Origin of the sequence: Kocuria rosea, from assembly GCF_023715525.1 — a bacterium.
Taxonomy (GTDB): Bacteria; Actinomycetota; Actinomycetes; order Actinomycetales; family Micrococcaceae; genus Kocuria; species Kocuria rosea_A.
Genome location: NZ_JAMBOG010000005.1, coordinates 191,715 through 215,139 on the forward strand (window position 1 = coordinate 191,715; position 23,425 = coordinate 215,139).

The 23,425-nt window shown below is 73.7% G+C and carries 21 protein-coding genes and 1 tRNA gene; 14 read left to right on the plus strand and 8 right to left on the minus strand.

Annotated features, from left to right (window positions below; all coding sequences use genetic code 11):
* Nucleotides 1-48 precede the first annotated feature (48 nt).
* Nucleotides 49-1,791: a glycerol-3-phosphate dehydrogenase/oxidase gene (locus M3185_RS05510; RefSeq protein ID WP_251332668.1), complete on the minus strand. Its 1,743-nt coding sequence runs from the start codon at nucleotides 1,789-1,791 to the stop codon at nucleotides 49-51.
* A gap of 120 nt (nucleotides 1,792-1,911) precedes the next feature.
* On the opposite strand from M3185_RS05510, the gene M3185_RS05515 reads away from it, so the two are divergent.
* Nucleotides 1,912-2,868, plus strand: a complete 957-nt coding sequence (locus tag M3185_RS05515; protein ID WP_251332669.1) for a sugar-binding transcriptional regulator — start codon at nucleotides 1,912-1,914, stop codon at nucleotides 2,866-2,868.
* A 1-nt stretch (nucleotide 2,869) separates the two neighbouring features.
* Here M3185_RS05515 and M3185_RS05520 read toward each other — a convergent pair whose 3' ends face one another.
* Nucleotides 2,870-4,318, minus strand: coding sequence for a replication-associated recombination protein A (locus tag M3185_RS05520; RefSeq protein ID WP_251332670.1), 1,449 nt, complete (start codon nucleotides 4,316-4,318; stop codon nucleotides 2,870-2,872).
* Nucleotides 4,319-4,409: 91 nt separating this feature from the next.
* Between M3185_RS05520 and M3185_RS05525 the strand changes: the two genes are divergently transcribed.
* Nucleotides 4,410-5,747 carry a carboxylesterase family protein gene (locus tag M3185_RS05525; protein ID WP_251332671.1) on the plus strand — a complete coding sequence of 446 codons (1,338 nt, stop codon included), beginning with the start codon at nucleotides 4,410-4,412 and terminating at the stop codon, nucleotides 5,745-5,747.
* Nucleotides 5,748-5,776: 29 nt separating this feature from the next.
* On the opposite strand, the gene M3185_RS05530 is transcribed toward M3185_RS05525, so the two are convergent.
* Nucleotides 5,777-6,334, minus strand: a complete 558-nt coding sequence (locus M3185_RS05530) for a dihydrofolate reductase family protein (RefSeq protein WP_251332672.1) — start codon at nucleotides 6,332-6,334, stop codon at nucleotides 5,777-5,779.
* 223 nt (nucleotides 6,335-6,557) lie between these two features.
* Here M3185_RS05530 and M3185_RS05535 point away from each other — a divergent pair, with 223 nt between their 5' ends.
* The 3 genes from M3185_RS05535 (at nucleotide 6,558) to M3185_RS05545 (ending at nucleotide 9,848) form a co-directional block, all read left to right on the plus strand.
* Entirely contained in the window at nucleotides 6,558-7,517 is a 960-nt protein-coding gene (locus M3185_RS05535; RefSeq protein ID WP_251332673.1) for a helix-turn-helix transcriptional regulator, read from the plus strand.
* A 255-nt stretch (nucleotides 7,518-7,772) separates the two neighbouring features.
* Entirely contained in the window at nucleotides 7,773-9,140 is a 1,368-nt protein-coding gene (gene chrA, locus M3185_RS05540) for a chromate efflux transporter (RefSeq protein WP_251332674.1), read from the plus strand.
* A gap of 78 nt (nucleotides 9,141-9,218) precedes the next feature.
* Nucleotides 9,219-9,848 (plus strand): maleylpyruvate isomerase family mycothiol-dependent enzyme, encoded by a 630-nt coding sequence (locus tag M3185_RS05545; protein WP_251332675.1) that lies wholly within the window; start codon nucleotides 9,219-9,221, stop codon nucleotides 9,846-9,848.
* Between the two features lie 39 nt (nucleotides 9,849-9,887).
* On the opposite strand, the gene M3185_RS05550 is transcribed toward M3185_RS05545, so the two are convergent.
* Entirely contained in the window at nucleotides 9,888-11,060 is a 1,173-nt protein-coding gene (locus M3185_RS05550) for an FAD-dependent monooxygenase (protein WP_251332676.1), read from the minus strand.
* Nucleotides 11,061-11,248: 188 nt separating this feature from the next.
* Here M3185_RS05550 and M3185_RS05555 point away from each other — a divergent pair, with 188 nt between their 5' ends.
* On the plus strand, nucleotides 11,249-12,601 hold the full coding sequence (locus tag M3185_RS05555; RefSeq protein WP_251332677.1) for an MFS transporter: 1,353 nt from the start codon (nucleotides 11,249-11,251) through the stop codon (nucleotides 12,599-12,601).
* 274 nt (nucleotides 12,602-12,875) lie between these two features.
* On the opposite strand, the gene M3185_RS17335 is transcribed toward M3185_RS05555, so the two are convergent.
* Entirely contained in the window at nucleotides 12,876-13,814 is a 939-nt protein-coding gene (locus M3185_RS17335; RefSeq protein WP_251332678.1) for a helix-turn-helix transcriptional regulator, read from the minus strand.
* A gap of 257 nt (nucleotides 13,815-14,071) precedes the next feature.
* Between M3185_RS17335 and M3185_RS05565 the strand changes: the two genes are divergently transcribed.
* From M3185_RS05565 to M3185_RS05575, 3 genes are all read left to right on the plus strand, one after another.
* Nucleotides 14,072-14,428, plus strand: coding sequence for a hypothetical protein (locus M3185_RS05565; protein WP_251332679.1), 357 nt, complete (start codon nucleotides 14,072-14,074; stop codon nucleotides 14,426-14,428).
* A 222-nt stretch (nucleotides 14,429-14,650) separates the two neighbouring features.
* Nucleotides 14,651-15,409: an MBL fold metallo-hydrolase gene (locus M3185_RS05570; RefSeq protein ID WP_251332680.1), complete on the plus strand. Its 759-nt coding sequence runs from the start codon at nucleotides 14,651-14,653 to the stop codon at nucleotides 15,407-15,409.
* 139 nt (nucleotides 15,410-15,548) lie between these two features.
* The gene (locus M3185_RS05575; protein ID WP_251332681.1) at nucleotides 15,549-16,382 is read left to right on the plus strand and encodes a hypothetical protein; all 834 of its coding nucleotides are present in this window, start codon (nucleotides 15,549-15,551) and stop codon (nucleotides 16,380-16,382) included.
* A 21-nt stretch (nucleotides 16,383-16,403) separates the two neighbouring features.
* On the opposite strand, the gene M3185_RS05580 is transcribed toward M3185_RS05575, so the two are convergent.
* On the minus strand, nucleotides 16,404-16,559 hold the full coding sequence (locus M3185_RS05580; RefSeq protein WP_251332682.1) for a hypothetical protein: 156 nt from the start codon (nucleotides 16,557-16,559) through the stop codon (nucleotides 16,404-16,406).
* Nucleotides 16,560-17,068: 509 nt separating this feature from the next.
* Here M3185_RS05580 and M3185_RS05585 point away from each other — a divergent pair.
* From M3185_RS05585 to M3185_RS05595, 3 genes are all read left to right on the plus strand, one after another.
* Complete coding sequence (locus tag M3185_RS05585; protein ID WP_251332683.1) at nucleotides 17,069-17,329, plus strand: hypothetical protein; 261 nt, start codon at nucleotides 17,069-17,071, stop codon at nucleotides 17,327-17,329.
* 161 nt (nucleotides 17,330-17,490) lie between these two features.
* Complete coding sequence (locus M3185_RS05590; RefSeq protein ID WP_251332684.1) at nucleotides 17,491-17,886, plus strand: hypothetical protein; 396 nt, start codon at nucleotides 17,491-17,493, stop codon at nucleotides 17,884-17,886.
* A gap of 91 nt (nucleotides 17,887-17,977) precedes the next feature.
* Nucleotides 17,978-18,811 (plus strand): hypothetical protein, encoded by an 834-nt coding sequence (locus M3185_RS05595; protein WP_251332685.1) that lies wholly within the window; start codon nucleotides 17,978-17,980, stop codon nucleotides 18,809-18,811.
* 664 nt (nucleotides 18,812-19,475) lie between these two features.
* Here M3185_RS05595 and M3185_RS05600 read toward each other — a convergent pair.
* A tRNA-Leu gene (locus M3185_RS05600) sits at nucleotides 19,476-19,561 on the minus strand.
* 162 nt (nucleotides 19,562-19,723) lie between these two features.
* The gene (glgA, locus tag M3185_RS05605) at nucleotides 19,724-20,917 is read right to left on the minus strand and encodes a glycogen synthase (protein WP_251332686.1); all 1,194 of its coding nucleotides are present in this window, start codon (nucleotides 20,915-20,917) and stop codon (nucleotides 19,724-19,726) included.
* 208 nt (nucleotides 20,918-21,125) lie between these two features.
* Here glgA and glgC point away from each other — a divergent pair, with 208 nt between their 5' ends.
* A complete protein-coding gene (glgC, locus tag M3185_RS05610; RefSeq protein WP_251332687.1) occupies nucleotides 21,126-22,370 on the plus strand; it encodes a glucose-1-phosphate adenylyltransferase in 1,245 nt (414 codons plus the stop codon).
* A 647-nt stretch (nucleotides 22,371-23,017) separates the two neighbouring features.
* Nucleotides 23,018-23,425: hypothetical protein (locus M3185_RS05615; protein WP_251332688.1), on the plus strand; the 408-nt coding region annotated here is incomplete at its 3' end.

The window sequence follows — 23,425 nt, forward strand, 5'->3', positions numbered from 1 at the left end:
CGCAGGAGGGAGACGGGCACCGGCGGTCGACCGGTGGCCGTCCGGCGGTCAGCCGGCGGGGCGGATCGCGTCGAGCACGTCGGGGGCGGCGGCGCGGGCGGCGGCGGCCGCGGCGTCGTCGGCCGCGGCCGCCGCGGCGTCCTCGGCGGCGCACCGGGCCCGGTAGGCCTCGACCTCGGCGGCCCGGCGCTGCAGGTCCCAGCCGAGGGCCGCGGCGGCGAGGTCGGCGATCTCCTCGACGGCGTCCAGACCGTGCCGGGGCCGCTCCCACGTGAGGCGGGTGCGGGTGTCGTAGATGTCCTCGAGGTGCAGGGCGCCCTCGTGCGTGCAGGCGTGGACGATCTCGGCCCGCAGGTAGGGGGCGGCCCCGGCGAGCGGGCGGCCCAGGTCCGGGTCGGCCTCGGCGAGCGCGACGATCTCGGAGACCGCGGACCCGTAGCGGCGCAGCAGGTGGAGCACCTGCTCCTCGTCCCAGCCGAACCGGGCGCCCAGGGAGCCCGCCTGCCGGCGCAGCGCCAGGTAGCCGTCGGCGCCCAGCAGCGGCGTGCGGTCGGTGACGGACGGCAGCTGCCTGGCGCGCTCGGCGCCCAGGGCGAGGTCCACGGCGTCCTCGGCCATCACCCGGTAGGTCGTGAGCTTGCCGCCGGCGATGGTGATCAGCCCGGGGGCGACCTCTGTGACCGTGTGCTCCCGGGAGATCTTGGTGGACTGCTCGCCGCCGTCCTGCTTCGTCCCCGGCTGCAGCAGCGGGCGCAGCCCGGCGTAGGTGCCGATCACGTCGTCGCGGGTCAGGGGACGGTCGAGCACGACGTTCGCGTGGTCGATGACGTAGTCGATGTCCGCGCCGGAGGCCACCGGGTTCTCGAGGTCCTGCTCGTAGGGGGTGTCGGTGGTGCCGATGAGCCAGTACCGCTCCCACGGGATGATGAACAGCACGGACTTCTCGGTCTGCAGGATCAGGCCGGTGTCGCTGCGGATCCGGTCGCGCGGGACGACGATGTGGATGCCCTTGGAGGCCAGCACCTGCAGCCCGCCCTCGGCGTGGGCGAGGTCCTGGGTCTGCTCCGTCCACACCCCCGTCGCCGCGATCACGCTGCGGGCGCGCACCAGGTGCTCGGTGCCCGTCTCGAGGTCGCGGATCGTGGCGCCGACCACCCGGCCGCTGCCGTCGGTGGGGAAGCCAACGGCGCGGGTGCGGTTGGCCGCGAGCGCCCCGAAGCGCACGGCGGTGCGCACGATGGTGAGGACGAGGCGGGCGTCGTCGACGCGGGCGTCCCAGTACTGCACGGCGCCGACCATGGACCCGGGCCTGACGTCGGGGAAGAGCCGCCGGACGCCGGAGGCGGTGAGGTGGCGCTGGTAGGGCAGGGTGGCGACCTTCGCGCCGATGTGGGCGAGGGCGTCGTAGAGGCCGATGCCAGCGGTGACGTAGGGGCGCTCCCAGAACCGGTGGGTCAGGGGGTAGAGGAAGGGCACGGGCTTGACGAGGTGCGGGGCGAGGAAGTCGAGGAGCAGCTCGCGCTCCCGCAGGGCCTCGGCGACGAGCTTGAAGTCGAGCTGCTGGAGGTAGCGCAGGCCTCCGTGGACGAGCTTGGAGGACCACTGGGACGTGCCGCCGGCCCAGTCCTGGGCCTCGACGATGCCGGTGCGCAGGCCGCGGGACACGGCGTCGAGGGCGATCCCGGCCCCCGTGATGCCGCCCCCGACGACGAGGACGTCGAGCTCGGTGCCGTCGGTGAGCGCGGCGAGCGCCTGCTTCCGGTCGGTGGCGGACAGGGTGGGGAACGACATGGGTGCGGCCTTTCGACGGGCCCGGGGCGGAGCGCCCCGGTGTGCTGTGACTCACACTCTTCCCTCCGGTGCACCTATGCTCAACCAATACGAACGGACGTGCAGGGGAAGGGTTTGCGGATGCACCAAGATGCGGAGCTCTACCAGGCCGCCGAGCTCTACTGGGTGCAGGGAATGACCATGGACGCGGTGGCCGAGCGCTTCGGCGTCTCCCGCTCCACGGTCTCGCGCATGCTGCAGGGCGCCCGCGACCGCGGCATCGTGCGGATCAGCCTGGCCTCCCCCGGCAGCCCCGTGGACGACCTCTCCCGCACGCTGCAGAGCACGTTCGGGGTCACGGTGCACGTCGCCGGCACGGCCCGCAGCGCCACGGACTCGCAGCGGCTGGAGTCGGTGGCCCGCTGCGCGGCCGCGCTGCTCGGGGAGTGGTTCGGCGACGGCATGACGCTCGCGGTCGCGTGGGGCACCACGACGTCGGCGGTCGCCTCCCACCTGCAGCCCAAGCGCACGCGCAGCGCGACGGTCGTGCAGATGAACGGCGCGGTCAACGTCCACCCCGCGGGGGCGGCCCGCTCCGCGACCCTGCTGGCCCAGATGTCCACCGCGTTCAACGCCGCCCTGTACCCGTTCCCCACCCCCGCCTTCTTCGACGACGAGCGGACCCGGGAGCTGATGTGGCAGGAGTCGACCGTGCGCCGCGTGCTGGCGGTGCGCAACACCGCCGACCTCGCCGTCTTCAGCGTGGGTGCCTTCCGCGGGCCCATGGTCTCCCAGGTCTACAGCGGCGGCTACCTCGACGAGGACGCGTTCCGGACGCTGACCGCCCAGCGGGTGGTCGGGGACGTGTGCACGGTGTTCCTGCGGGAGGACGGCACCTACGCGGACATCGGCCTCAACCGGCGCGCCTCGGGGCCCACCCCCTCGGAGCTGCGGCGGATCCCCCGCCGGCTGTGCGTGGTCTCGGGCGAGCACAAGATCCGCGGTCTCGTCGGCGCCCTGCGGGCCGGCGTCGTGACCGACCTCGTCGTCGACGAGCGCACCGCGGGCGGCGTGGTGCGCTACCTCTCGGGCCGCTGAGTCACTGGCCGCCCCGGACGATGCCGCGCAGGATCTCCAGGCGCTCGGCGATCTGGCGCTCGCGGCCCCGGTCCACGGGCCGGTAGTAGTCGGTGCCCACGAGCTCGTCCGGCGGGTACTGCTGGGCGGCCACCCCGTTGGGCGCGTCGTGGGCGTACACGTAGCCGCGGCCGTGGCCCAGCCGGTCCGCCCCCGCGTAGTGGGCGTCCCGCAGATGCGCCGGCACGGGGCCGGCCCGGCCGGCGCGCACGTCGGCGATGGCCTCGTTGATCGCGGTGTAGGCGGCGTTGGACTTCGGGGCGGTGGCGAGGTGGGCGACGGCCTGGGCCAGGGGGATGCGGCCCTCGGGCATGCCGATGAGCTGGACGGCCTCCGCGGCGGCCACCGCGGTGGGCAGGGCGGTGGGATCGGCCGTGCCGATGTCCTCCGCCGCGGAGATGATGAGCCGGCGGGCGATGAAGCGGGGGTCCTCCCCCGCCTCGATCATCCGCGCGAGGTAGTGCATCGCGGCGTCGACGTCCGAGCCGCGGATGGACTTGATGAACGCGCTGACCACGTCGTAGTGCTGGTCGCCGTTCTTGTCGTAGCGCACCGCCGCCCGGTCGAGGGCCTCCTCGGCGTGGGCGCGGGTGATCTGGGGGACGGCGCCGTGGTCCCGCTCCGCGGCGTCCTGCTCCGCGGCGTCCTGCTCCGAGAACGCGACGCCGGCCGCGGCCTCCAGCGAGGTCAGCGCCTTGCGGGCGTCGCCCCCGCACAGGTCCAGGAGGTGCTCCCGCGCCGGTGCGGACAGCTCCACCTGTCCGCCGAGGCCCCGGGGGTCGGCGACGGCGCGGTCCAGCAGCGCCGCGATGTCGGCCCGCTCCAGCGGCCGCAGCGTCAGCAGCAGCGAGCGCGACAGCAGCGGGGAGATCACCGAGAAGGACGGGTTCTCCGTGGTCGCGGCGACCAGCACCACCCACCGGTTCTCCACCCCGGGCAGCAGGGCGTCCTGCTGGGCCTTGGTGAAGCGGTGGATCTCGTCGAGGAACAGCACCGTGGTGCGCCCGTGCAGGTCGCGGTCGGTGAGCGCCTCGTCCATCACCTTGCGGACGTCCTTGACCCCCGCGGTGATCGCGGACAGCTCCACGAACTTGCGGGAGACCCCGCGGGCGATGACGTGGGCGAGCGTGGTCTTGCCCGTGCCGGGGGGACCCCAGAGGATGATCGACGACGGCCCCGCCGGCCCCCGGTCCTCCCCCGCCAGGACCCGCAGCGGCGAGCCCGGCTTGAGCAGGTGCTGCTGGCCCACGACCTCGTCCAGGGTGCGCGGGCGCATCCGCACGGCGAGCGGGGCGCGGCTGCGGGACCGGGGGCGGGCCCGGCCCGGGGCGGGGACGTCGTCCGGCCGATCGCCCCCGGGGGCGCCGGAGGGCTCGGGGCGGTCGAGGTCGTCGAAGAGGGAGCCGGTCACGGCTCCAGGCTAGCCGCTGCCCCCGACCTGCTTCCCGCGGCGGCGCGGGCGCCGGGCGCGCCCGGGCCGGCGGCTGGCCATAATGGGCAGAATGATCACCACGCTCACGTTCACACCTCCCTGCGGCCCCGTCCTCGGCTGGGCCGACGGCGACGTGGTCCGCGCGACCGGCATCCCCTACGCGGTGGCCGACCGGTTCACCGCCCCCGCTGCGGCACCGGACTGGCAGGAGCCGTTTCCCGCCACGGAGCCCGCACCGGCCTGCGCCCAGGTCCGGTCCCCCTTCCTCGAGGAGGTCCTCGGCGGGGCGATGGACGGGCTGCCGCAGGACGAGCACTGCCAGCGGCTGTCGGTGACCCTGCCCCGCGACCTGGCCGACGGCGAGCAGCTGCCCGTGATGGTCTGGATCCACGGCGGCTCCTACACCACCGGGGCCGGGGACGCCCCGATCATGGACCCGGCCCGGCTCGTGGCCGAACAACGCGTGGTCGTGGTCTCGGTGACCTACCGGCTGGGCCTGTTCGGCTACCTGGGGACCGGCCACCACCGCCCGGCCAACCTGGGACTGCTCGACCAGATCGAGGCGTTCCGCTGGGTGGGGCGCAACATCGCGGCCTTCGGCGGGGACCCGGACCAGGTGACCGCCTTCGGCCAGTCCGCCGGGGCCGATGCGGTGGCCCACCTCATGGCCACCCCCGAGGCTCCCGCCCTGTTCCGCCGCGCCATCCTCCAGAGCCCCCCGCTGGGGATCTCCCGCGGCCGGGCGAAGATGAACGCCGCCATGGCGGCCGCGGCCGAGGTCGTCACCGCCGCCACCCCGGCAGAAGAGGTGGTGGCCCTCCAGGCCGAGGTCGCCGCCCACGCGGCCTCCTTCGGGCTCATGGGCGCGATGGCCTTCGGCACCCAGTACGGCCACCACCCCCTGCCGGCCGAGGAGGAGGTCGACGCGGCGTGGGACAAGGTGGCCCCGCACATCGACGTCCTCATCGGCCACACCACCGAGGAGGCACGGTTCTTCCTGCCGACGCGGCCCGCCCTGCTCCGGTGGGTCCGCCTCCCCCTGCTCGGGCCGCTGGTCCGCCGCGCCGTCGTGGGTTGGGTGACCGCCGAGGTCTACTCGCGGGCCATCCGCCGCTTCGCCCGGCGCCACGTGCGCGCCGGCGGCACCGCGCACACCTATCGACTCTCCTGGGCCGCCCCCGGCAACCCGTACGGGGCCGCCCACACGATCGACCTGCCGCTGCTGTTCGGCCACGAGCGCACCTGGGCGCACACCGGGCTGGTCGCCGGTGCGACGTGGGAGGAGATCGAGGCCCACGGCCGGCAGGTCCGCCGGCTGTGGGCCGGCTTCGCCCGCGGCGAGCCGCTGGGCGACGCCGGCCGCGTCCCCGGCGCCCTGAGCTACCGGCGCGGCGCGAGGCCGTTCTGACGCCCCGGCCGGGAGCGCCCGGCCGCCGGTCAGTGCACGACGTCGTAGACGGCCTTGACGATGCCGTTGGCGTAGGCCTCGTGCTCGGCCAGCTCCAGGGTGCGCAGCGTGTCGGCCGAGTCGTCGAAGAGGCGCTTGCCCCGGCCGAGCAGGACCGGGAACACGAGCAGGTGGTACCGGTCCACGAGGTCGGCGGCGGCCAGCCCCTTGGCCAGCGTGGCGCTGCCGTGCACGAGGATGGTGCCGTCGGTGCTCTCCTTCAGCTGCGCGACCTCGTCGAGGGAGCGCAGCACCGAGGTGTTGTTCCACTGCGGGTCGGTCAGGGTGGAGGAGACCACGTACTTCGGCATGGCGTTGTACTCGGCGAACTCCTCCATCGACGGCCAGACCGGGGCGAACTCGTCGTAGCTCACCCGGCCCAGCAGCATCGCGGTCGCCTCCCGCTGCTCCCGGTCCTTGATCTCGTAGGCCGCCTCCTCGAAGGGGACCTGCTGGAAGGTCCAGCCGGCGTGGGGGTGCGGCCCGCCGCCTGGGGAGTCGACGACGCCGTCGAGCGTGATGAACTCCGAGATGATCAGCTGCCCCATGAGGATCTCCTGTCGGTGCGGTCGGCGCTGGCCCGTGCGGTTCCTACTCTGGCGCGGCGCCGGGGAGAGGGGAAGGGACACGCCGGTGCCGCCCGTCCGGGACCGCGTGCTGTCCGGCTCCCCGCTCGTGGCTCCTCCACCCCGTCCCTGGCGGTGAAACGTGGAGCATTAGACGTTCCCGCGCCTATCCGACCGGACCCCGGGGACTCTAGGGTGGTGCGCCATGGGGGCCGTTCAGCGCGATGTCTTCGTCACCGCCGATGCCGGCGCGGCGGCTGACGCCCTGCGCTGGGTGGTCAAGCGCGCCGAGGTGCAGGCCTCCACGGCGCCGGACTTCGAGCTGACCGCGTCCTGGACGCTCGTCGGGCCCCTGATGTGCCGGCAGTCCCAGCTCGGCCCGTCGTCGTCGTTGCAGGTGGGCATCGATCCTCCCGAGGCCCTGAGCATCGCCCAGGTGAGCCGGGGCCGGATGACGATCGGCACCGGCCGGGACCGGCCCCGCGCCGACGACGGCCCGTTCCTGCTGCCGCAGGAGCCCTTCACCGCCACTTTGGAGGCCGCCCACCTGACCACCACGGCGCTGGAGCGCTCCTGGGTGGAGGACCACGCCGCCGAGCTGCTCCAGCGGGACGACTTCCGGCTGCGCTTCCACGACCGCACCCCCCGCACCGGAGCCGCCGCCGAGCACTGGAGGGACACCGTGCGCCACCTCCAGGACGACGTGCTCGACAACGAGGAGGCGATGAGCATCCCGCTGATCCGCGTCGAGGCCTACCGCAGGATCGCCACGGCCCTGCTGTGGACCTTCCCCGGCACCTTCCACGACGTCGACGCCCCCGTGGACCAGGCCCCCGTCCTGCCCGGGCCGGTGCGCCGGGCGGTGGCCTTCATCGACGAGCACCGCGAGCTCCCCCTCGGGCCGGGCGAGATCGCCGCGGCCGCCCGCCTGTCCCCCGGCCGCCTGGAGCGCGCCTTCCGCGAGCACACGGGCACCACCCCGCTCGCCTACCTGCGCACCGCCCGCCTGGACGGCGCCCACCAGGAGCTGATGGACGCCGACCCCGCCCTCGGGGCCACCGTCGCGGCGATCGCCCACCGCTGGGGCTTCACCGATCTCGACCGGTTCGCCGCCGCCTACCGCCACCACTACGGGCGCTCCCCCATCAGCACGCTGCACTCCTGAGGCCGTCCTCGCAGGCGGTTCCCCCCGCACCGCCCCCCGGCGCACCGGGTGACTGCCCGACATCGTCAGGGGCAGCTGCCGCCTCCCTGTCGCCCCGGGCCGCGCACCCCGTACCGTGGACCGGGTCGCGGAGCACACCGCGGCACCCGCCGCGGCACCCGGCCACCGGCCCGGCCGCTCACGAGCCCCGACGGCTGGCGCCGACAAGATCGCCGAGCAGGGCCGCGCGGTCCTGCGCAGCGGAAGGGAACCACCATGAGCGCCAGCCCCCGGATCCACGACGTCGTCCCGCTGCGGGAGGCCACCAGCGCGTGGTTCAAGATCTCCCTGCAGACCTTCGGCGGCCCGGCCGGGCAGATCGCGGTCATGCAGCGGTCCCTGGTCGAGGAGCACCGCTGGATCGGGGAACGGCGGTTCCTGCACGCCCTGTCCTACTGCACCCTGCTGCCCGGGCCCGAGGCCCAGCAGCTGGCCGTCTACATCGGCTGGCTGCTCAACGGCACGCGCGGCGGGCTGATCGCCGGGACCCTGTTCGTCCTGCCCGGCGTCGTGGCGCTGCTGGTGCTCTCGGGGATCTACGCCGCGTTCGGGGAGACGGCCGTCGTGGTGGCGCTGTTCGCCGGGCTGGCCCCGGCGGTGCTGGCCATCGTCGCGCAGGCCCTGCTCAAGGTCGCCCGGCGCGCCCTGCACCACCCGGCGCTGGTGGCCATCGCCGTGGCGTCGTTCCTGGCCCTGGCCGTGTTCGCGGTGCCCTTCCCCGCCGTGGTCGCCGCCGCCGCCCTGAGCGGCTGGGTAATCGGCAGGCTCCGCCCGGCGATCATGGTCGCCCCCGCGAAGAAGGACACCGCTGATGGTCCAGCCCCGGTGATCGCCGATGACGCCCTCCACACCTCCCGCCCCTCCGGCAGGCGCGCCGCCCTGGTGCTGGGCATCGGGGTTCCGCTGTGGCTGGCCCCGGTCGGGGCCGCCGCCCTGCTCACCGGCACGGACAGCGTGTTCACCCAGCAGGGCCTGTTCTTCTCCGGCACCGCCCTGGTCACCTTCGGCGGGGCCTACGCGGTGCTGGCCTACGTGGCCCAGCAGGCCGTGGCCACCTACGGGTGGCTCGGGCCCGGGGAGATGGCCCGGGGACTGGCCCTGGCCGAGACCACCCCGGGGCCGCTGATCATGGTCGTGCAGTTCGTGGCCTTCCTCGGGGCCTTCCGCGACCCCGGGACCCTCGACCCGTGGGTGGCGGCCGTGCTGGCGTCGCTGCTGACCACCTGGGTCACCTTCGTCCCCTGCTTCCTGTTCATCTTCCTCGGCGCCCCCTACGTCGAGCGCCTGCGCGGGAACGCGTCGCTGTCGGCGGCGCTGACCGGCATCACCGCCGCCGTGGTCGGGGTGATCGCCAACCTCGCCGTCTACTTCGCCGTCCACACCCTCTTCGCCGCCACCACCGCCCTGTCCTGGGGACCGGTCCGGCTCGATCTCCCGCAGCTGACCAGCCTGCAACCACAGGCCGTGCTCATCACCGCGGCCGCCCTAGTCATGGTCTTCCGCCTCAGGTGGTCCGTGCTGCGCACCCTCGGGGTGTGCGCCGCCGCCGGCCTGGCCGTCGGGCTGCTCGGGCTCCTCGGCTGACGTTCTCGCCACGACCGGCACCGCACGGTCCTCGCGGCGCGACGGCGGCGCGGGTAGCACGCTGGATAGCCTGGTGCCATGTCCTCCTACTGGAGCGCCACGCACGCCGAGCGAGCGGCGCTGGCGCGCGACCTCCAGCACCTGTCCGAGGAGCAGTGGGCGGAACCGTCCCTGTGCGCGGGGCTCACGGTACGCGAGGTCCTGGCCCACCTCACCGCCGGCGCCGCGCTCGGTCCCGCCCGCTGGTTCGCCGGAGTGGTGGGCTGCCGGTTCGACTTCGACCGTCAGGTCGCGGTGCGCCTGGCCGAGCAGCTGGGCACCGACGGCGCCGACACCCTGCGCCGCTTCGACTCGGTGCGCACCGGGACCCGGTCCCCGACCGGGTCCCGGATCGTGCCCCTGGGCGAGGCGGTCGTGCACGCGGAGGACATCCGCCGCCCACTGGGCATCCACCGTGCCTACCCGCCGCCGGTGCTGACCCGGCTGGCCGAGTACCACAGCGGCTCCGACTTCGTCGTGGTGGGCCGCCGGCGGGTGCAGGGCCTGCGCCTGGAGGCCGCCGACGGCCCCTTCGCCACCGGTGACGGTCCGCTGGTGACCGGGCCGACTCTCGCGCTGCTCATGGCCACCGTGGGCCGCGCCGCCTACCTGGACGACCTCGAGGGCGACGGCGTGGAGGTGCTCCGCGACCGCAGCCGTCCCGCCTGAGACGTCATCCCGCACGGAGCTGCGGCCCGGCCGCGCGGGTCAGCCCGCGCCGGGCGGGCACCAGTCGACGACGGGCGCCAGTCCCCTGACGAGCACCCGTGCGGGGACACGGCCCAGGAGCCGACCGGAGAGGTCGCGCAGGCGCGTGCCCACCGGGCCGGACGCCTGCGTCAGGCGGGCGGTGGAGCGGGAGCGGGCGGCGATGCGCGTGGTGCGCGGCAGCCGGACCCCGGTGTACCGCTCCAGGGCGGCCGGCAGGCTCCCGTCCACGGTGAGGGCGGCCAGGGTGACGGCGTCCTCCAGCGCCTGGCATCCTCCCTGGCCCATCTCCGGGGTCATGGCGTGGGCGGCGTCGCCGACGAGGGCGACGCGGCCCGAGGTGAAGCAGGGCAGGGGCGTGCGGAGCTCCTGGACGTCGTGGTGCAGCACGTCGCCGGCTCGCAGCCCGGCGAGGACCTCCGGGATCGGGTCGTGCCAGCTGCCGAAGCGGGACCGCAGCTCCGCGGCGTCGTCCTCGTACGTGATCCCCGCCGCGGTGGTGGCGGTGGCGTAGCAGTACACGCGGCCCCCGGCCATCGGGACGACGGCGAACCGGTGGCCGCCCGGCCCCCACGTCTCCGCGCCCTGCGCCCCGGCCGGAGCCGGTGCCAGCAGGCGCCAGGCGGTGTACCCGGCGTACGCGGGCCCGGGGTGTCCAGGGAACAGGGAACTCCTCAGACGGGAGCGGATGCCGTCGGCGGCGACGACGAGGTCCGCCCCGATCCGGTCCCCGTCGCTGAGCAGCACTTCGGCCCGCTCGCCGCCGGCCGGGTCCCCGGGCGCCACGGCGTCGACGGACCGGCCCAGGTGCAGCGCGCCGGAGGGCAGGAGCTCCCGGAGCAGACCGGTCAGCTCGGCTCGGGCCAGGACGACCACCGGGTCCCCGAAGCGCGCCTCGAGAGCACCGGCGACGTCGCTGCGCCCCAGCCACCGCCCGTCGGGACGGCGAATCCCGGTACCGGCGCCCAGGACCGACCGCTCCCGCACGGCGTTCCCGACGCCCAGGACGTCCAGGGCCCGCAGCGCGTTGGGCCACAGGCTGATGCCGGCTCCCACGGGGTCCAGGACCGGCGCCCGGTCGTGGACGCTCACCTGCCAGCCGGCGCGGGCCAGAGCGGCGCCCGCCGCCAGGCCGCCGATGCCGGCGCCCACCACCACCGCACGTCCTGCCACCGTGCCGACCTCCGCCTCCTGCGTCCGGCGCAACGGAGCGCCAGCTCTATCACACCATTGTCCGTTTGTCCAAGATCACACCGCCAGGGCATTGGACGCCCGCGACATCGTCCGTAGCATCGTGACCTCATCCAGTTCGGCTCGACGACGCGCCTTCCCCTCCCCCGCTCCACACGGAAGGAACCGCCATGTCAGCGCCCCGCACCGCCCTGCTCCAGGTCGTCAACGCCCCCGGCCCCACCGGGACCCGGCTCGCGCTCCTCGCCCTCGCCCTGGGCGGCTTCGGCATCGGGACCACCGAGTTCGCCTCGATGGGCCTGCTGCCCTTCATCGCCGAGGACTTCGGCGCCTCGATCCCCTCCCTCGGCCACGCCATCTCGCTCTACGCCCTGGGCGTGGTCGTCGGCGCGCCGCTGGTCACCTCCCTGACCGCCCGGGTGGAGCGCAAGACGCTCCTGCTGGGCCTGATGACCGCGTTCACCGCCGGCAACGTCCTGTCCGCGGCCGCGCCCTCGCTCGACTGGCTGTACGCCGCCCGCTTCCTCTCCGGCCTGCCCCACGGGGCCTACTTCGGGGTCGCCGCCGTGGTGGCGTCCTCGATGGTGCCGCGCGAACGCCGCGGCACCGCCGTGGCCCGCGTGGCCCTGGGGCTGACGGTCGCCAACATCATCGGCGTGCCCCTGGCCGCGTTCCTCGGCGAGGCCCTGGGCTGGCGCTCGGGCTACGGTCTCGTGGTGGCCATCGGGCTGCTCACCGTCGCGGCCCTCGCCGCCTGGGTGCCCCGCACCCACAACACCGGCGGCGTCTCCGTGGCCCAGGAGGTCCGGGCCCTGGGTCGTCCCCAGGTGACCCTGACGCTGCTGGCCGGCGCCGTCGGCTTCGGCGGCATGTTCGCGGTCTACACCTACATCTCCCCCACCCTGACCGAGTTCAGCGGCCTCGACATCTCGGCGGTGCCGTGGGTGCTGGCCGTGTACGGGGTGGGCATGACGGCGGGCTCGCTGCTCGTCGGCCCCCTGCTGGACCGCTCGATCGAGAAGACCGCGCTGGGCGCCGGAGCCGTCTCCGCGGTGGCCCTGGCCTTCTTCGGCCTGTTCGTCCACCTCCCGGCCGCGGCCGTGCTCGGCGTGCTGTGGATCGGGATCATGGGCTCCGTCTTCAGCACGGCGCTGCAGATGCGCCTGCTCCGTGAGGCCAAGGACGCCCCGTCGCTGACCGCCGCGATGAACCACGCGGCCTTCAACCTGGCCAACGCCCTGGGGGCCTTCCTGGGCGGGGCCGTGATCTCCGCCGGGTGGGGCTACCGCGCCCCGGCCTGGGTGGGTGTCGGCCTGGCCGTGGCCGGCCTGCTCCTCCTGGGCCAGGCCGTGCGCATGCACCGTGGCGATGACGCGCCCGCGTTCCTCCCCGTGCGCGGACTGTCCACCTGGCCCTCCCGCGCGCTGTCCACCATGGTCGTGCTCCTGCCGGAGACGGCACCCGTGGACCCGGTCCTGGTGAACAGCGCCCGGACGACGCGGTGGGCCGACCTCGGCCGCTGATTCGTGGCCGTCACCGGCGTCCGTCCCGGCTGAGCCTCCCGTGGTCTCCGGGGCCACGTCCTGGATCCCTGCCGGGCGCGTCCGAGGCCTGTGCGCGTCAGAGGCACCGCCGATCCTGCGGTTCGACGCAGCACCGGCCGAGGCCGCCCGGTCGGGTCGCCAGGGGTGCCCGGCTCTCCTCCCTGTGGTCGCCCGGCCGCGGCCGGGGACCTGGGACGGCGCGACAAGGGGAGCGCGGAACCTCCGATGGCCGGCCCCCGCGCTCCGGCGGGTGTCAGGAGCCGAGGGTCTGGCGAGGAGTGGTCCCGTAGATCTGCCGGTAGTACTGGGCGAAGCGGCCCGGGTGCGTGAAACCCCACCGGGCGGCGATGTCCTTCACGGTGTCCCCGCGGGCGGGGTCGCCGACTTGCAGCTCGCGGTGGGCGGCGTCCATCCGGGCCCGGCGCAGGTACTGGGCCGGGGTGAGCCCCAGCGGGTGGTTGGCCCGGAACGCCCTGACCAGCGCCTTCGTGGTGGTGCCGGCGGCACGGGCGGCGTCCTCGACGGTGACCGGGCTCGCGGCATGGTCGTCGAAGAACTGCACGGCGGCCCGGTAGCGGTGAGTCTGCGCCTCCATGGACAAATACCGCGCGTCGGGGTCCCCGACCAGGGGGAAGCACTCGAGCAGCCCCACGGCGAGGTTGCGGGTGAGGTCCGCGCGCACCAGCGGCTCGTCGAAGGCCTCGGTGCCCAGCACGTCGGCCCCGTAGCGGGCGAGCTGCGTCCAGAACTGTCCCAATCGGTCGCTGATCGGGGTGGAGGAGGCGAAGAGGACCGGGGTGTCGGTGCCGTAGACCGTGTCGGCGGTCTCCTGCACCAGGTCCACCGGCAGGTGGGCGAGGGTGACGTCCACGTCCTCGGCCACCACGAGCGACGGGTGCCCGGGACGGAACAGCACGGAGGAGCCCGCGGCGGCGCTCCCGGTCTCCTCGCGGGTCTGCCAGTCGTACCGGGTCCCGTGCACGTTGGCCACCGTGAAGCCCTCGGTGTCGCCCCACAGGGACATCGCCCCGCCCACGCGGACCGCGGACACGGCGACCTGTTCGTCCCCGGCCCGGGACAGGTGGTAGGCGAAGCGCGGATCCGTGGTGCTGTACCCGAAGCGCAGCCCGGTCCGATCGCCCAGCGCGGCGACCACCTCAGGGTCCGAGACCGTGAGCTCATGCCGGAACACCCCACCCATGAGACGGCATCAACCTCCTCACAGGCCGCACCCGGAAAGGGTTCAGCTCCGACCGCCCGTTCCCCGCGCGCCGGGGAAGTTCGCCCCATTATGACCCACCCCACCGGTCACCGGAGGTCGTCGTGTCATATGTCCTCACACGGAGGGGGCGCCCTCCCGCCGGATCGGCCCCACAAGTGGGGTCAGACAGTTCCTTTTCGCACATGACACGATGCAGGGACCATGCCGTGGGACTAGGGGGAGCCACTGTGTCCAAGGACCAGGAGAACGCACTGATCATCGGGCTCGGGGCCGTCGGAGTGCCCCTCACCTGCCGCGTTCTCTACGAATGGTCGCCGGGGAGCAGGTTCGACACCACCATGGCGCTCATCATGCTGCTGTGGATGCTGTACTTCGCCACCTGGGTCGTCCAGCGGGCCCGCTACGCGCGTCTACAGGACCTGGGGCAGCACGGCCAGGCGGCAGCACGGGACGCCGAGCCCTCCCGCACGGCGTCCGGTGTCCCGCTGGCCGCCTCCCTCGGGCCCGGGACCGACGAGCCCGCGCCTGCTCTGCGTCCCAGCCTCCTGGAGCACCTCGGGCGTCCGGAGCGGCTGCGCGCCTGACCCGCCCCGTCCGGCGGTCCGTCCCGGCAGCACCCGCACGGAGGCCGGCACGGGACCGGCGCCCTCCGGCGGGCGTGTCGGGGACGGGGAGACTGGACCGGAGGCCGTGTCCGGCCCGACCCGCCGCTGTCGCCGATGGCCCGGGCCCCGCCGATGCGGGTGGTCCGCCACGGCGCCACCCCGGCCGGCGGTGTCGTCGTCGACCCCAGGAGAGCGCGAGCAATGGGCAAGTGGAGCACCACCGGCAACCTGCACCACCTCGGCCCGGGGACCACCCTGGTCACCGGACCGGCGGCCAACTGGCTGATCGTGCGCGACGGGGAGGCCTACACCCTCGTCGACTGCGGCTACCCGGACGACCGCGAGCTCGTCGACGCCTCCATCGCCGCGGCCGGGGCCACCGGCCTGCCCGAGGCCGTCGTCGTCACCCATGCCCACGCCGACCACATCGGCACCCTGGGGCGCTTCGCCGACGCCGGCGTGCCGATCCACTGCGCGGCGGCCGAGGTGCCGAACATGACCGGCACCTCCCGCAAGCAGATCGGCCCGAGAGGGTCCCTGCCGCGGGCGCTGCGCTCCTGGCGCTGGGCGAAGTGGTGCGTCCACGCGATCCGCACCGGTGGGCTCAGGGACGTCACCGTCGCGGCTTCCGCGCTCACGCCTTTCGACACCGACGTCGAGGTCCTCGATCTGCCCGGGGCGATGCGGCCCGTCGCCACCACCGGTCACACCTCCGGGCACACGTCCTTCCTCATCGGCGACACGGGCGTCGTCGCGGCCGGCGACGCGGTGATCACCGGCCACATGACCTCCCCCGTCCTCGGCGCCCCGCAGATGCTGCCCGCTCCCTACCACCACGATCCGGTCCGGGCCGAGGACACGGCACTCCGCCTGCTCTCCGGCACCGACTTCGGCGTCCTGGCACCGGGCCACGGCGGTCCCCTGCCCGTGCCGGCCGGCACGCGGCTAGTCCTGCACTGAGCCTCCGGCCGGGTGCACCGGCCGCGGGGCCGGACCCGGTGCACGGCCCCCGGCGCGGAGCACCGGGTCCACCGTGCCCTGCGCCTCGCCCGCCCGGTGACCGGTTCCCGGCGACGGGCCTGCCCAGTAGAGTTCCGCCATGACGGAGCTGCTCTACGAGTGGATGACCCCGCAGCAGGCGGCCGCCGCGCTGGAGGAGTACCTCGCCGAGCGGGCGCCGTCCCTGGACCGTCTGCGCTCCGCGCTGGCCGACGAGCGCGTGGACCCGGCCGCGGCGCTGGACTGCTCCGTCGACTCGGTGGCGCGGGTGTGGGAGTGGGTCACCGACCGGGTCACCGAGCTCGGCGTCGATCCCCGACCGCTGGCCGAGGACCCGACCCGGCCCCGCTGGCCCAGCTGGGCGCGGCACGGGATGCTCGTGGACCCGCACCCGCCGGCCGGGTCCCTGGCACTGGTCGACGGGTTCGCCGCCTACCTGGGGGAGGTCATCACCACCGCCGTCCCCGAGGCGTCGTGGCAGGCCGGTCACCACCGCATCAACGACTTCCCGATGCTCAACCGCCCGGTGCTCGCCGCCGCCGAGCACCAGGTCTTCCTGCCCGGCCTGCCGATCTACAGTGCCTACCAGAGCGCCCACGGACGGGACCCGATGAGCGGGACCGAGATGTTCGAGCACGTGCAGCGGACGATCTCCGCGCTGCACGGGCAGGGGCCTGAGGCGGCCACCGCCGAGGAGCCGTACGTGACCGTCGTCCCCGAGGTGGACTGCTTCGACGTCGGGCTGCGCGCCGACATCGCCGCACAGCATCCGGTGCTGGTGGACCGGTTGATCGCCGAGCTGACCGACCGTGACGGCGTCGCGTCGGTCCACCGCTACGGGCCCGCAGCGCTGGTCGTCGACGCCCCGTCCTGGGAGGAGCTCCGGCTGCAGATGTGGCTGACCCTGTGGCTGCAGCGCCACCTGCCTCGCTGACCCGGGCGCACGCCGGCTGGGCTAGGAACGGTCGGCGATCGCCCGCGTCCGGCGCAGGTCCCCGGAGATGCCGGCCAGCGCGACCAGCAGCGCCACCGTGATGAGCGCCGTCTGCCCGAGCACGACCGCCGCGGCCAGCATCGCGACGGCGAGCACGCCGAATCCCCATCGTGTCATCGTCCGCGCTGTCGTCGCCGCCATCGTTCTCTCCTGGTTCCGCGCCGAGTGGTTCGCCGGTGATTGTTCCATCCCGTACCTGTGGCCCGCCTGAGGACGGTGAGCCGGTGGCTCCGGTCGGGCGCCCGGAGTGCCCCGGCACGCTGGGGCGTGGAGACGTGGCTCGTCGTGTCGCCCAGCAGAGCCGGGCGCACGGGCACCGTCCGGTACGCCCCCGGCGCGCCCACCGCGCAGAGGGCACCGGCGAGGGCCATGACCACGGGCACGGCGAGGACGGACCCGCGGGAGGCGCGTGCGGTCCTCCTGGCGGATGAGGCCGGGGAACCCCTCGCTGTCGGTGCCGGAGCGTGCCGGGCGTACCGGCGGCCACCCACGCCCGACGTCGTGGGCGGGCTCCGGAGGCACCTCGCAGGCATGCGACAGCCAGCCCGGCACCGGCTGGTCGTGCCGGAACGGCGCAACCGGGCGAGCCGCTGCCCAAGCACCCGCCGCGCTGCTAGGTTCCGACCATGAGCACCTCCACCCTGCTGAGCGCCACGCTGCTGCCCGAGCCCGGTTCGGCCACCAGCGTCGCCCTCTTCGTGGTCCTCGCCCTGGCCACCCTGGCGCTGGCCGCGACGGTCCTCCTCCGCGCCCGCCGGTCCCGGCACCGCCCCACCCGGTCCCGCGACAGCCGTGGCGGCGCCTCCTCGGACTCCGGCTCGGCCGGGATCTGGGGCTCCTCCGGCGGGGACGGTGGTGACGGCGGCGGCGGGGGTGGGTGCGACTGACCCGTGGCGGCCGACCCCCTCCTGCGGCAGGCGCTCGTGCTCGTCCTGCCGCTGCCGGGCTGTCCGGCGCTGAGCATCGCCGGGTCCGTCGTCACCGCGCCGTGCCGGTCGGACTACCATCAGTTCCGTCAACGACGCCACGTACCTCAGGAGGAGCTCCCATGCCTGACGACGACGCCCTGCTGGCCTTCCTGCGCGAGCACCTGGAACAGGACTGCGGCGGCGACATTCACGCCCTGCGCCGCAGTGTCACCCGCGCGATCGAGCAGCTGGAGGAGGGCACCAACACGCTCTACGTCCTGGTCGTGGACTGGGGCGAGGAGGCCGGCGGAGGGCACGAGGGGCAGACCCGGTGGAAAGTCGTGGAAAGCGAGACCGGGGACGGCCCGGTCTTCGCCTCGGGCACCGTGACCGAGTTCATCGGCCTGGACGAAGGCGAGGCCAAGCTGGCCCAGGCCGTCCGGGAGAACGGCTTCGAGCTGACCGGGGCGTTCCTCTACGGCATCGTCGCCGGTAGCAGCGTCGCCATGGTCCGCAGGATTCCGCGCCAGGAGTGACCAGCACGGCGTCCCTGTCCGCGGTGGCTGACCGTCGGCCGCCGTCCGCGTCGGCCCGCGACGGCTCCGCCCCCGCAGTAGAGTCACGTCCATGACGGAGCTGCTCTACGAGTGGATGAGCCCGCAGCAGGCTGCGGAGGCACTCGATGCGTATCTGGCCGAGCGCGACCCGGCGCTGCAGCACCTGCGCTCAGCGCCGGCCGGTCGAGGACCCGGCCCCGGCGAGCTCCTCGACGGTTCGGTCGAGTCGGTGGCCCCGGCCTGGGAGTGGATCACCGCCCGGGCGGCCGAGCTCGGCGTGGATCCAAGAGCACTGGATGACGACCCGACTCGCCCCGCGTGGCCCAGCTGGGCCCGCCACGGCAAGCTCGTGGACCCGCACCCGCCGGCCGCCGCCCTCGCCCTGGTCGACGGCTTCGCCTCCTACCTCGGCCAGGTGCTCACCACCGCGGTGCCCGAGGCGCGGTGGCGCGTCGGGCACCACCGCATCAGCGACTACCCGGCGCTCAACCACCCGGTGCTCGCCGGCGCCGGGCACGAGGTCTTCCTCCCCGGGATGCCGCTCTACAGCGCCTACCAGTCCGCCCACGGCCGGCCGGCGATGAGCGGGACCGAGATGCTCGCCCACACCCGCCGCACGATCGCAGCGCTGCGCGGGGAGGGCCGGGAGGCGGCCGCCGTCGAGGAGCCGCCGGTGACGGTGGTCGCCGAGGTGGACTGCTTCGACGTCGGGCTGCGCGAGGACATCGCCGACGCCCACCCAGCGGTCGTCGAGCAGCTGATCGCCGAGCTCACCGACCGCGACGGTGTCGAGTCGGTCCACCGGTACGGGCCCGCCGCCCTCGTCGTGGACGCCCCATCCTGGGACGAGATGCGGTTGAAGCTGTGGTGCACCATGTGGCTGCAGCGCCATCTGCCGCGGTGATCGCGGGCTCCCTCCCGTCCCGTCGCCCCCGCCTGCCGTGGTGGCAGGGAGTCCCTCTCGCCGATCTCCGGCGCCCGGAACCGCAGCGTCGGCCGCCACCACCGGGAGGAGCAGCTGCACCACGGCCGTCGGCATCACTGGAGGGCTCGGCGTCCGGGTGAGCATCCAGCCGAGGACCAGCCGGCGGAAGACCACGTCTTCGGCCGCCGGCAGCAGCAGCACCGCGCACAGTGCCACTGTCACGGCTTCGGCGGGAAAGCCCTCGCTCGTCGTCCCTGGGGCAGCCGCGACCACCCCACCGGTCCCCCGACCGTCAGGGCGGCGCTGAGGCCGGCGTGGCGCCGATGCCGATGAACACGGCGGGGACCACGACGGCGAACGGACCGACGGTCACGACGACCTGCCTCCCGGCGCCGGTGCCCTCCGCATGGACGGTGCACGGACAGACGGCATCGGCACCGGCATCCGCCGGAGGCCACCCCGTATCCGGTCGCCTCTGCGGCACCGGGAGAACACCGGACCGACCGGCAGATTGCGTTGCCTCGATCTCCTGGGCGCGGCGAGCAGCAGACGCCCACCGCGCACAGAGCGACACCGGCAACCAGAGAAACGACTCCGGGGACGACGAAGGCCCCGGACCATCCGGTCCGGGGCCTTCCCGTCGTGCGCGAGGGGGGACTTGAACCCCCACCCTCTAATACGAGGACTAGCACCTCAAGCTAGCGCGTCTGCCTATTCCGCCACCCGCGCGAGTGGATCCAGGTCCGGCCTGCTTCCGTTTCCGGCGGCCTTCGCTGAACGCAACAGGGAATAAGTTACCACATGTCCGCCGCCGGTTCACATCGGCCCCGACGACCGCCGCCTCCTGCGCCCCGCACCGGACGCACGGCGCCGAACGCTCACGGCAGGGACTCACAGCACGGAGCGGTAGACCTCCACGGTGCGCTCGGCGATCGACTCCCACGCGAAGGCCTCCTCGGCGCGGCGGCGGCCGGCCGCACCCATCTCCCGCGCCCGGGCGGGGTCGGAGACGACCTCCGTGAGCGCCGCCGCGAAGTCCGCCACGAACTTCTCGGGGTCCAGCGGCGTCCCGGTGCCGTCCTGGACCTGCTCGAGCGCCACGAGCCGGCCGGTGACGCCGTCGACCACGACCTCGGGGATCCCGCCGGTCGCGGAGGCGACGACGGCGGTGCCGCACGCCATGGCCTCGAGGTTGACGATGCCCAGCGGCTCGTAGACGGACGGGCACGCGAACGCCGTGGCGTGCGAGAGGATCTGGACGATCTCGCGGCGCGGGAGCATCTTCTCGATGAGCACCACCCCGGAGCGCGTGGCCTTCAGGTCGTGGATGAGCGCGTTGACCTCCGCGCCCAGCTCGGGGGTGTCGGCGGCGCCCGCGCACAGCACGAGCTGCACGTCCTCGGGCAGCAGGGCCGCGGCGCGCAGCAGGTACGGCACGCCCTTCTGCCGGGTCACCCGCCCCACGAACGCCACGGACGGCTTCGCCGGGTCGATCCCGTAGGCCTCGAGGACGTCGGTGCCCTCGTCGCGCACCCACTGGCTCACGTCGATGCCGTTGTGCACGGTGCGCACCCGGTCCGGGTCCACCTCGGGGTAGGAGCGCAGGATGTCCTGCCGCATGCCGTCGGAGACGGCGATGATCGCCGCAGCCGCCTCGTAGGCGGTCTTCTCCACGAAGGAGGAGACGGCGTAGCCGCCGCCGAGCTGCTCGGCCTTCCACGGGCGCAGCGGCTCGAGGGAGTGGGCGGAGAGCACGTGCGGGATACCGTACATCAGCGAGGAGAGGTGGCCCGCCATGTTGGCGTACCACGTGTGCGAGTGCACGACGTCCGCACCGGCGACGTCCCCCACCATCGCAAGGTCCACCCCGAGCGTCTGGATGGCGGCGTTGGCGTCCACCAGCTCGCCGGGCACGGGGTAAGCCTTCACCTCCGCCCCGTTGACCCGCGGTTCCCGGGGCGCACCGAAACAGTGCACCTTCAGGTCGACCAGCGGGGCCAGGACCCGCGAGAGCTCGGACACGTGGACTCCGGCGCCGCCGTAGATCTCGGGCGGGAACTCCTTGGACAAGATATCGACTCGCACGTTCCCGAGCGTACTGCAGGAGCCCGCCCCTGCCACCGGAACGCGGCGGAGACTTTCGGGCGGCCCCGCACCGGACGACATTTTGACTCGCGCCGTGGTGGGGGTCACCCAGTTCCCGCGGGTTAAGACACAATGAAGGCGCCTGTCGATTGCCTCGGCGCCGCCAGGCGGATGCGAGCCCGTTGCCGAAGATGTCAGAGAGGTCCTCATGCCCCACCGTAAGAAGGTTCTCGCGATCGTCCTCGCCGGGGGCGAGGGCAAGCGCCTGATGCCCCTGACCGAGGACCGCGCCAAGCCGGCGGTCCCCTTCGGCGGCAGCTACCGGCTCATCGACTTCGCCCTGTCCAACCTCGTGAACTCCGGATACCTGCAGATCGTGGTGCTCACGCAGTACAAGTCCCACTCCCTGGACCGGCACGTCTCCGAGACGTGGCGGCTGTCCACCCAGCTGGGAAACTACGTGACCACGGTCCCGGCGCAGCAGCGCCGCGGCAAGGACTGGTACCTGGGGTCGGCGAACGCCATCTACCAGTCCCTGAACCTCGTCGACGACGCCCGGCCGGACATCGTGGTCGTCGTGGGGGCGGACCACGTGTACCGGATGGACTTCTCCGCCATGGTCGACTTCCACGTGCAGTCCGGGGCACGGGCCACGGTGGCCGGCGTGCGCCAGCCCATGGAGATGGTGACGTCCTTCGGCGTGATCGAGACGGACCCGAACGACCCCACCCGGATCACCCGGTTCGTCGAGAAGCCCCAGTCCACCGCTCCCCTGCCCGACGACCCGAACGCCTTCTACGCCTCGATGGGCAACTACGTCTTCGACACCGACGCCTTGGTCGAGGCCCTGCGCGTGGACGAGTCCAAGGACGACACCGACCACGACATGGGCGGGGACATCATGCCGTGGTTCGCCGACCGGGGCGAGGCGGCCGTCTACGACTTCACGGGCAACGACGTCCCGGGCTCCACGGACCGGGACCGGCAGTACTGGCGCGACGTGGGCACCCTGGACTCCTACTACGACTCCCACCTGGACCTCATCCGCCCGCTACCGGTGTTCAACCTCTACAACTACTCGTGGCCGATCTACACCTACGGCGTGCAGGCCCCGCCGGCCAAGCTCGTCCGCGGCCCCCACGGCGAGGGCGGCGTCGCGACGGACTCGATCCTCTCCGCGGGTGTGCTCATCACGGGCGGGCGGGTGCACGAGTCGGTGCTCTCCCCCAAGGTGCTGGTGCAGAACGACGCCACCGTCAGCCAGTCCGTGCTCATGGACAACGTGTGGGTCGGCGAGGGCGCCGTGGTGGACCGGTGCATCCTCGACAAGAACGTGGTCGTCCCGCCGGGCACGCGGGTGGGCGTGGACCGCGAGGAGGACAAGGCCCGCGGGCTGACCGTGACCACCTCCGGGCTGACGGTCGCTCCGAAGAACTACCGCTTCGAGCTCTAGCGTCTCCCGCGCCGGCCATGCGCCCCGTCCCCAGCTCAGGGGACGGGGCGCCGTCGTGCTGCCCTGACACCGGGTGGGCAGGCATCGCCGCGAGCCGTCCGGGCGCACCGGCGGGATCTCACGCAACAGCCCTGTCAGCCCACATCGATCGGTGCGATCGACAGTCGCCCCAGGCCACACCGGCTTCGCCATCCGCGTGGGTCAATCGCCGGGAGCGGCCTCCGAGGCCTTCCGTGTGGAGTCCCACCTCGGGCCACCACCCCATTGGATGCAGACGTATCAACCCCCTCTCCTGGACCGCCAGGGGCACATGTAGGGACGACCACCGGCCCGCTTGTGTGCATAAGTTAATTAGTACCAGCGAGTGATAGGGGATCACTCGCATTGACAGGGGGAATACCTTGAACCAGAAACTGGCACGCGCTCTGCTCGTCGCTCCTACCGCCACGGCGATTACCTTCTCCGGGTTCACCGGGGCATTCGCGGTCGACAGCTCGTCGGCTTCCGGAGCCGCCGAGACGACCACGGTGTCGGAGGTAGCGGCCGCTCTTTCCGATCCGTCCACTTTTGCCACACCGGATCCCGCCCTGACGCCAGCAGTGGACGTCCCCGTTGACGCGGGCACCACTGCGCCGACGCCGGAGCCAGTGGCCCCGGTCGAGCAGACCCCCGCCGAGCAGGCCCCGGTCCAGCAGGCCCCCGTCGAACAGGCCCCCGCCGAACAGGCCCCGGTCCAGCAGGCCCCCGTCGAACAGGCCCCCGCCGAACAGGCCCCCGCCGAACAGGCCCCCGCCGAACAGGCCCCCGCCGAACAGGCCCCCGCCGAGCAGGCCCCGGTCCAGCAGGCCCCGGTCGAGCCCAAGCCGGGTCACCCTAGCAAGGACCGCAACTGGGACAGGGACCGCGACCACGACCGCGACTGGGACAAGGACCGCGACCACGACCGCGACTGGGACAAGGACCGCGACCACGACCGCGACTGGGACAAGGACCGCGACCACGACCGCGACTGGGACAAGGACCGCGACCACGACCGCGACTGGGACAAGGACCGC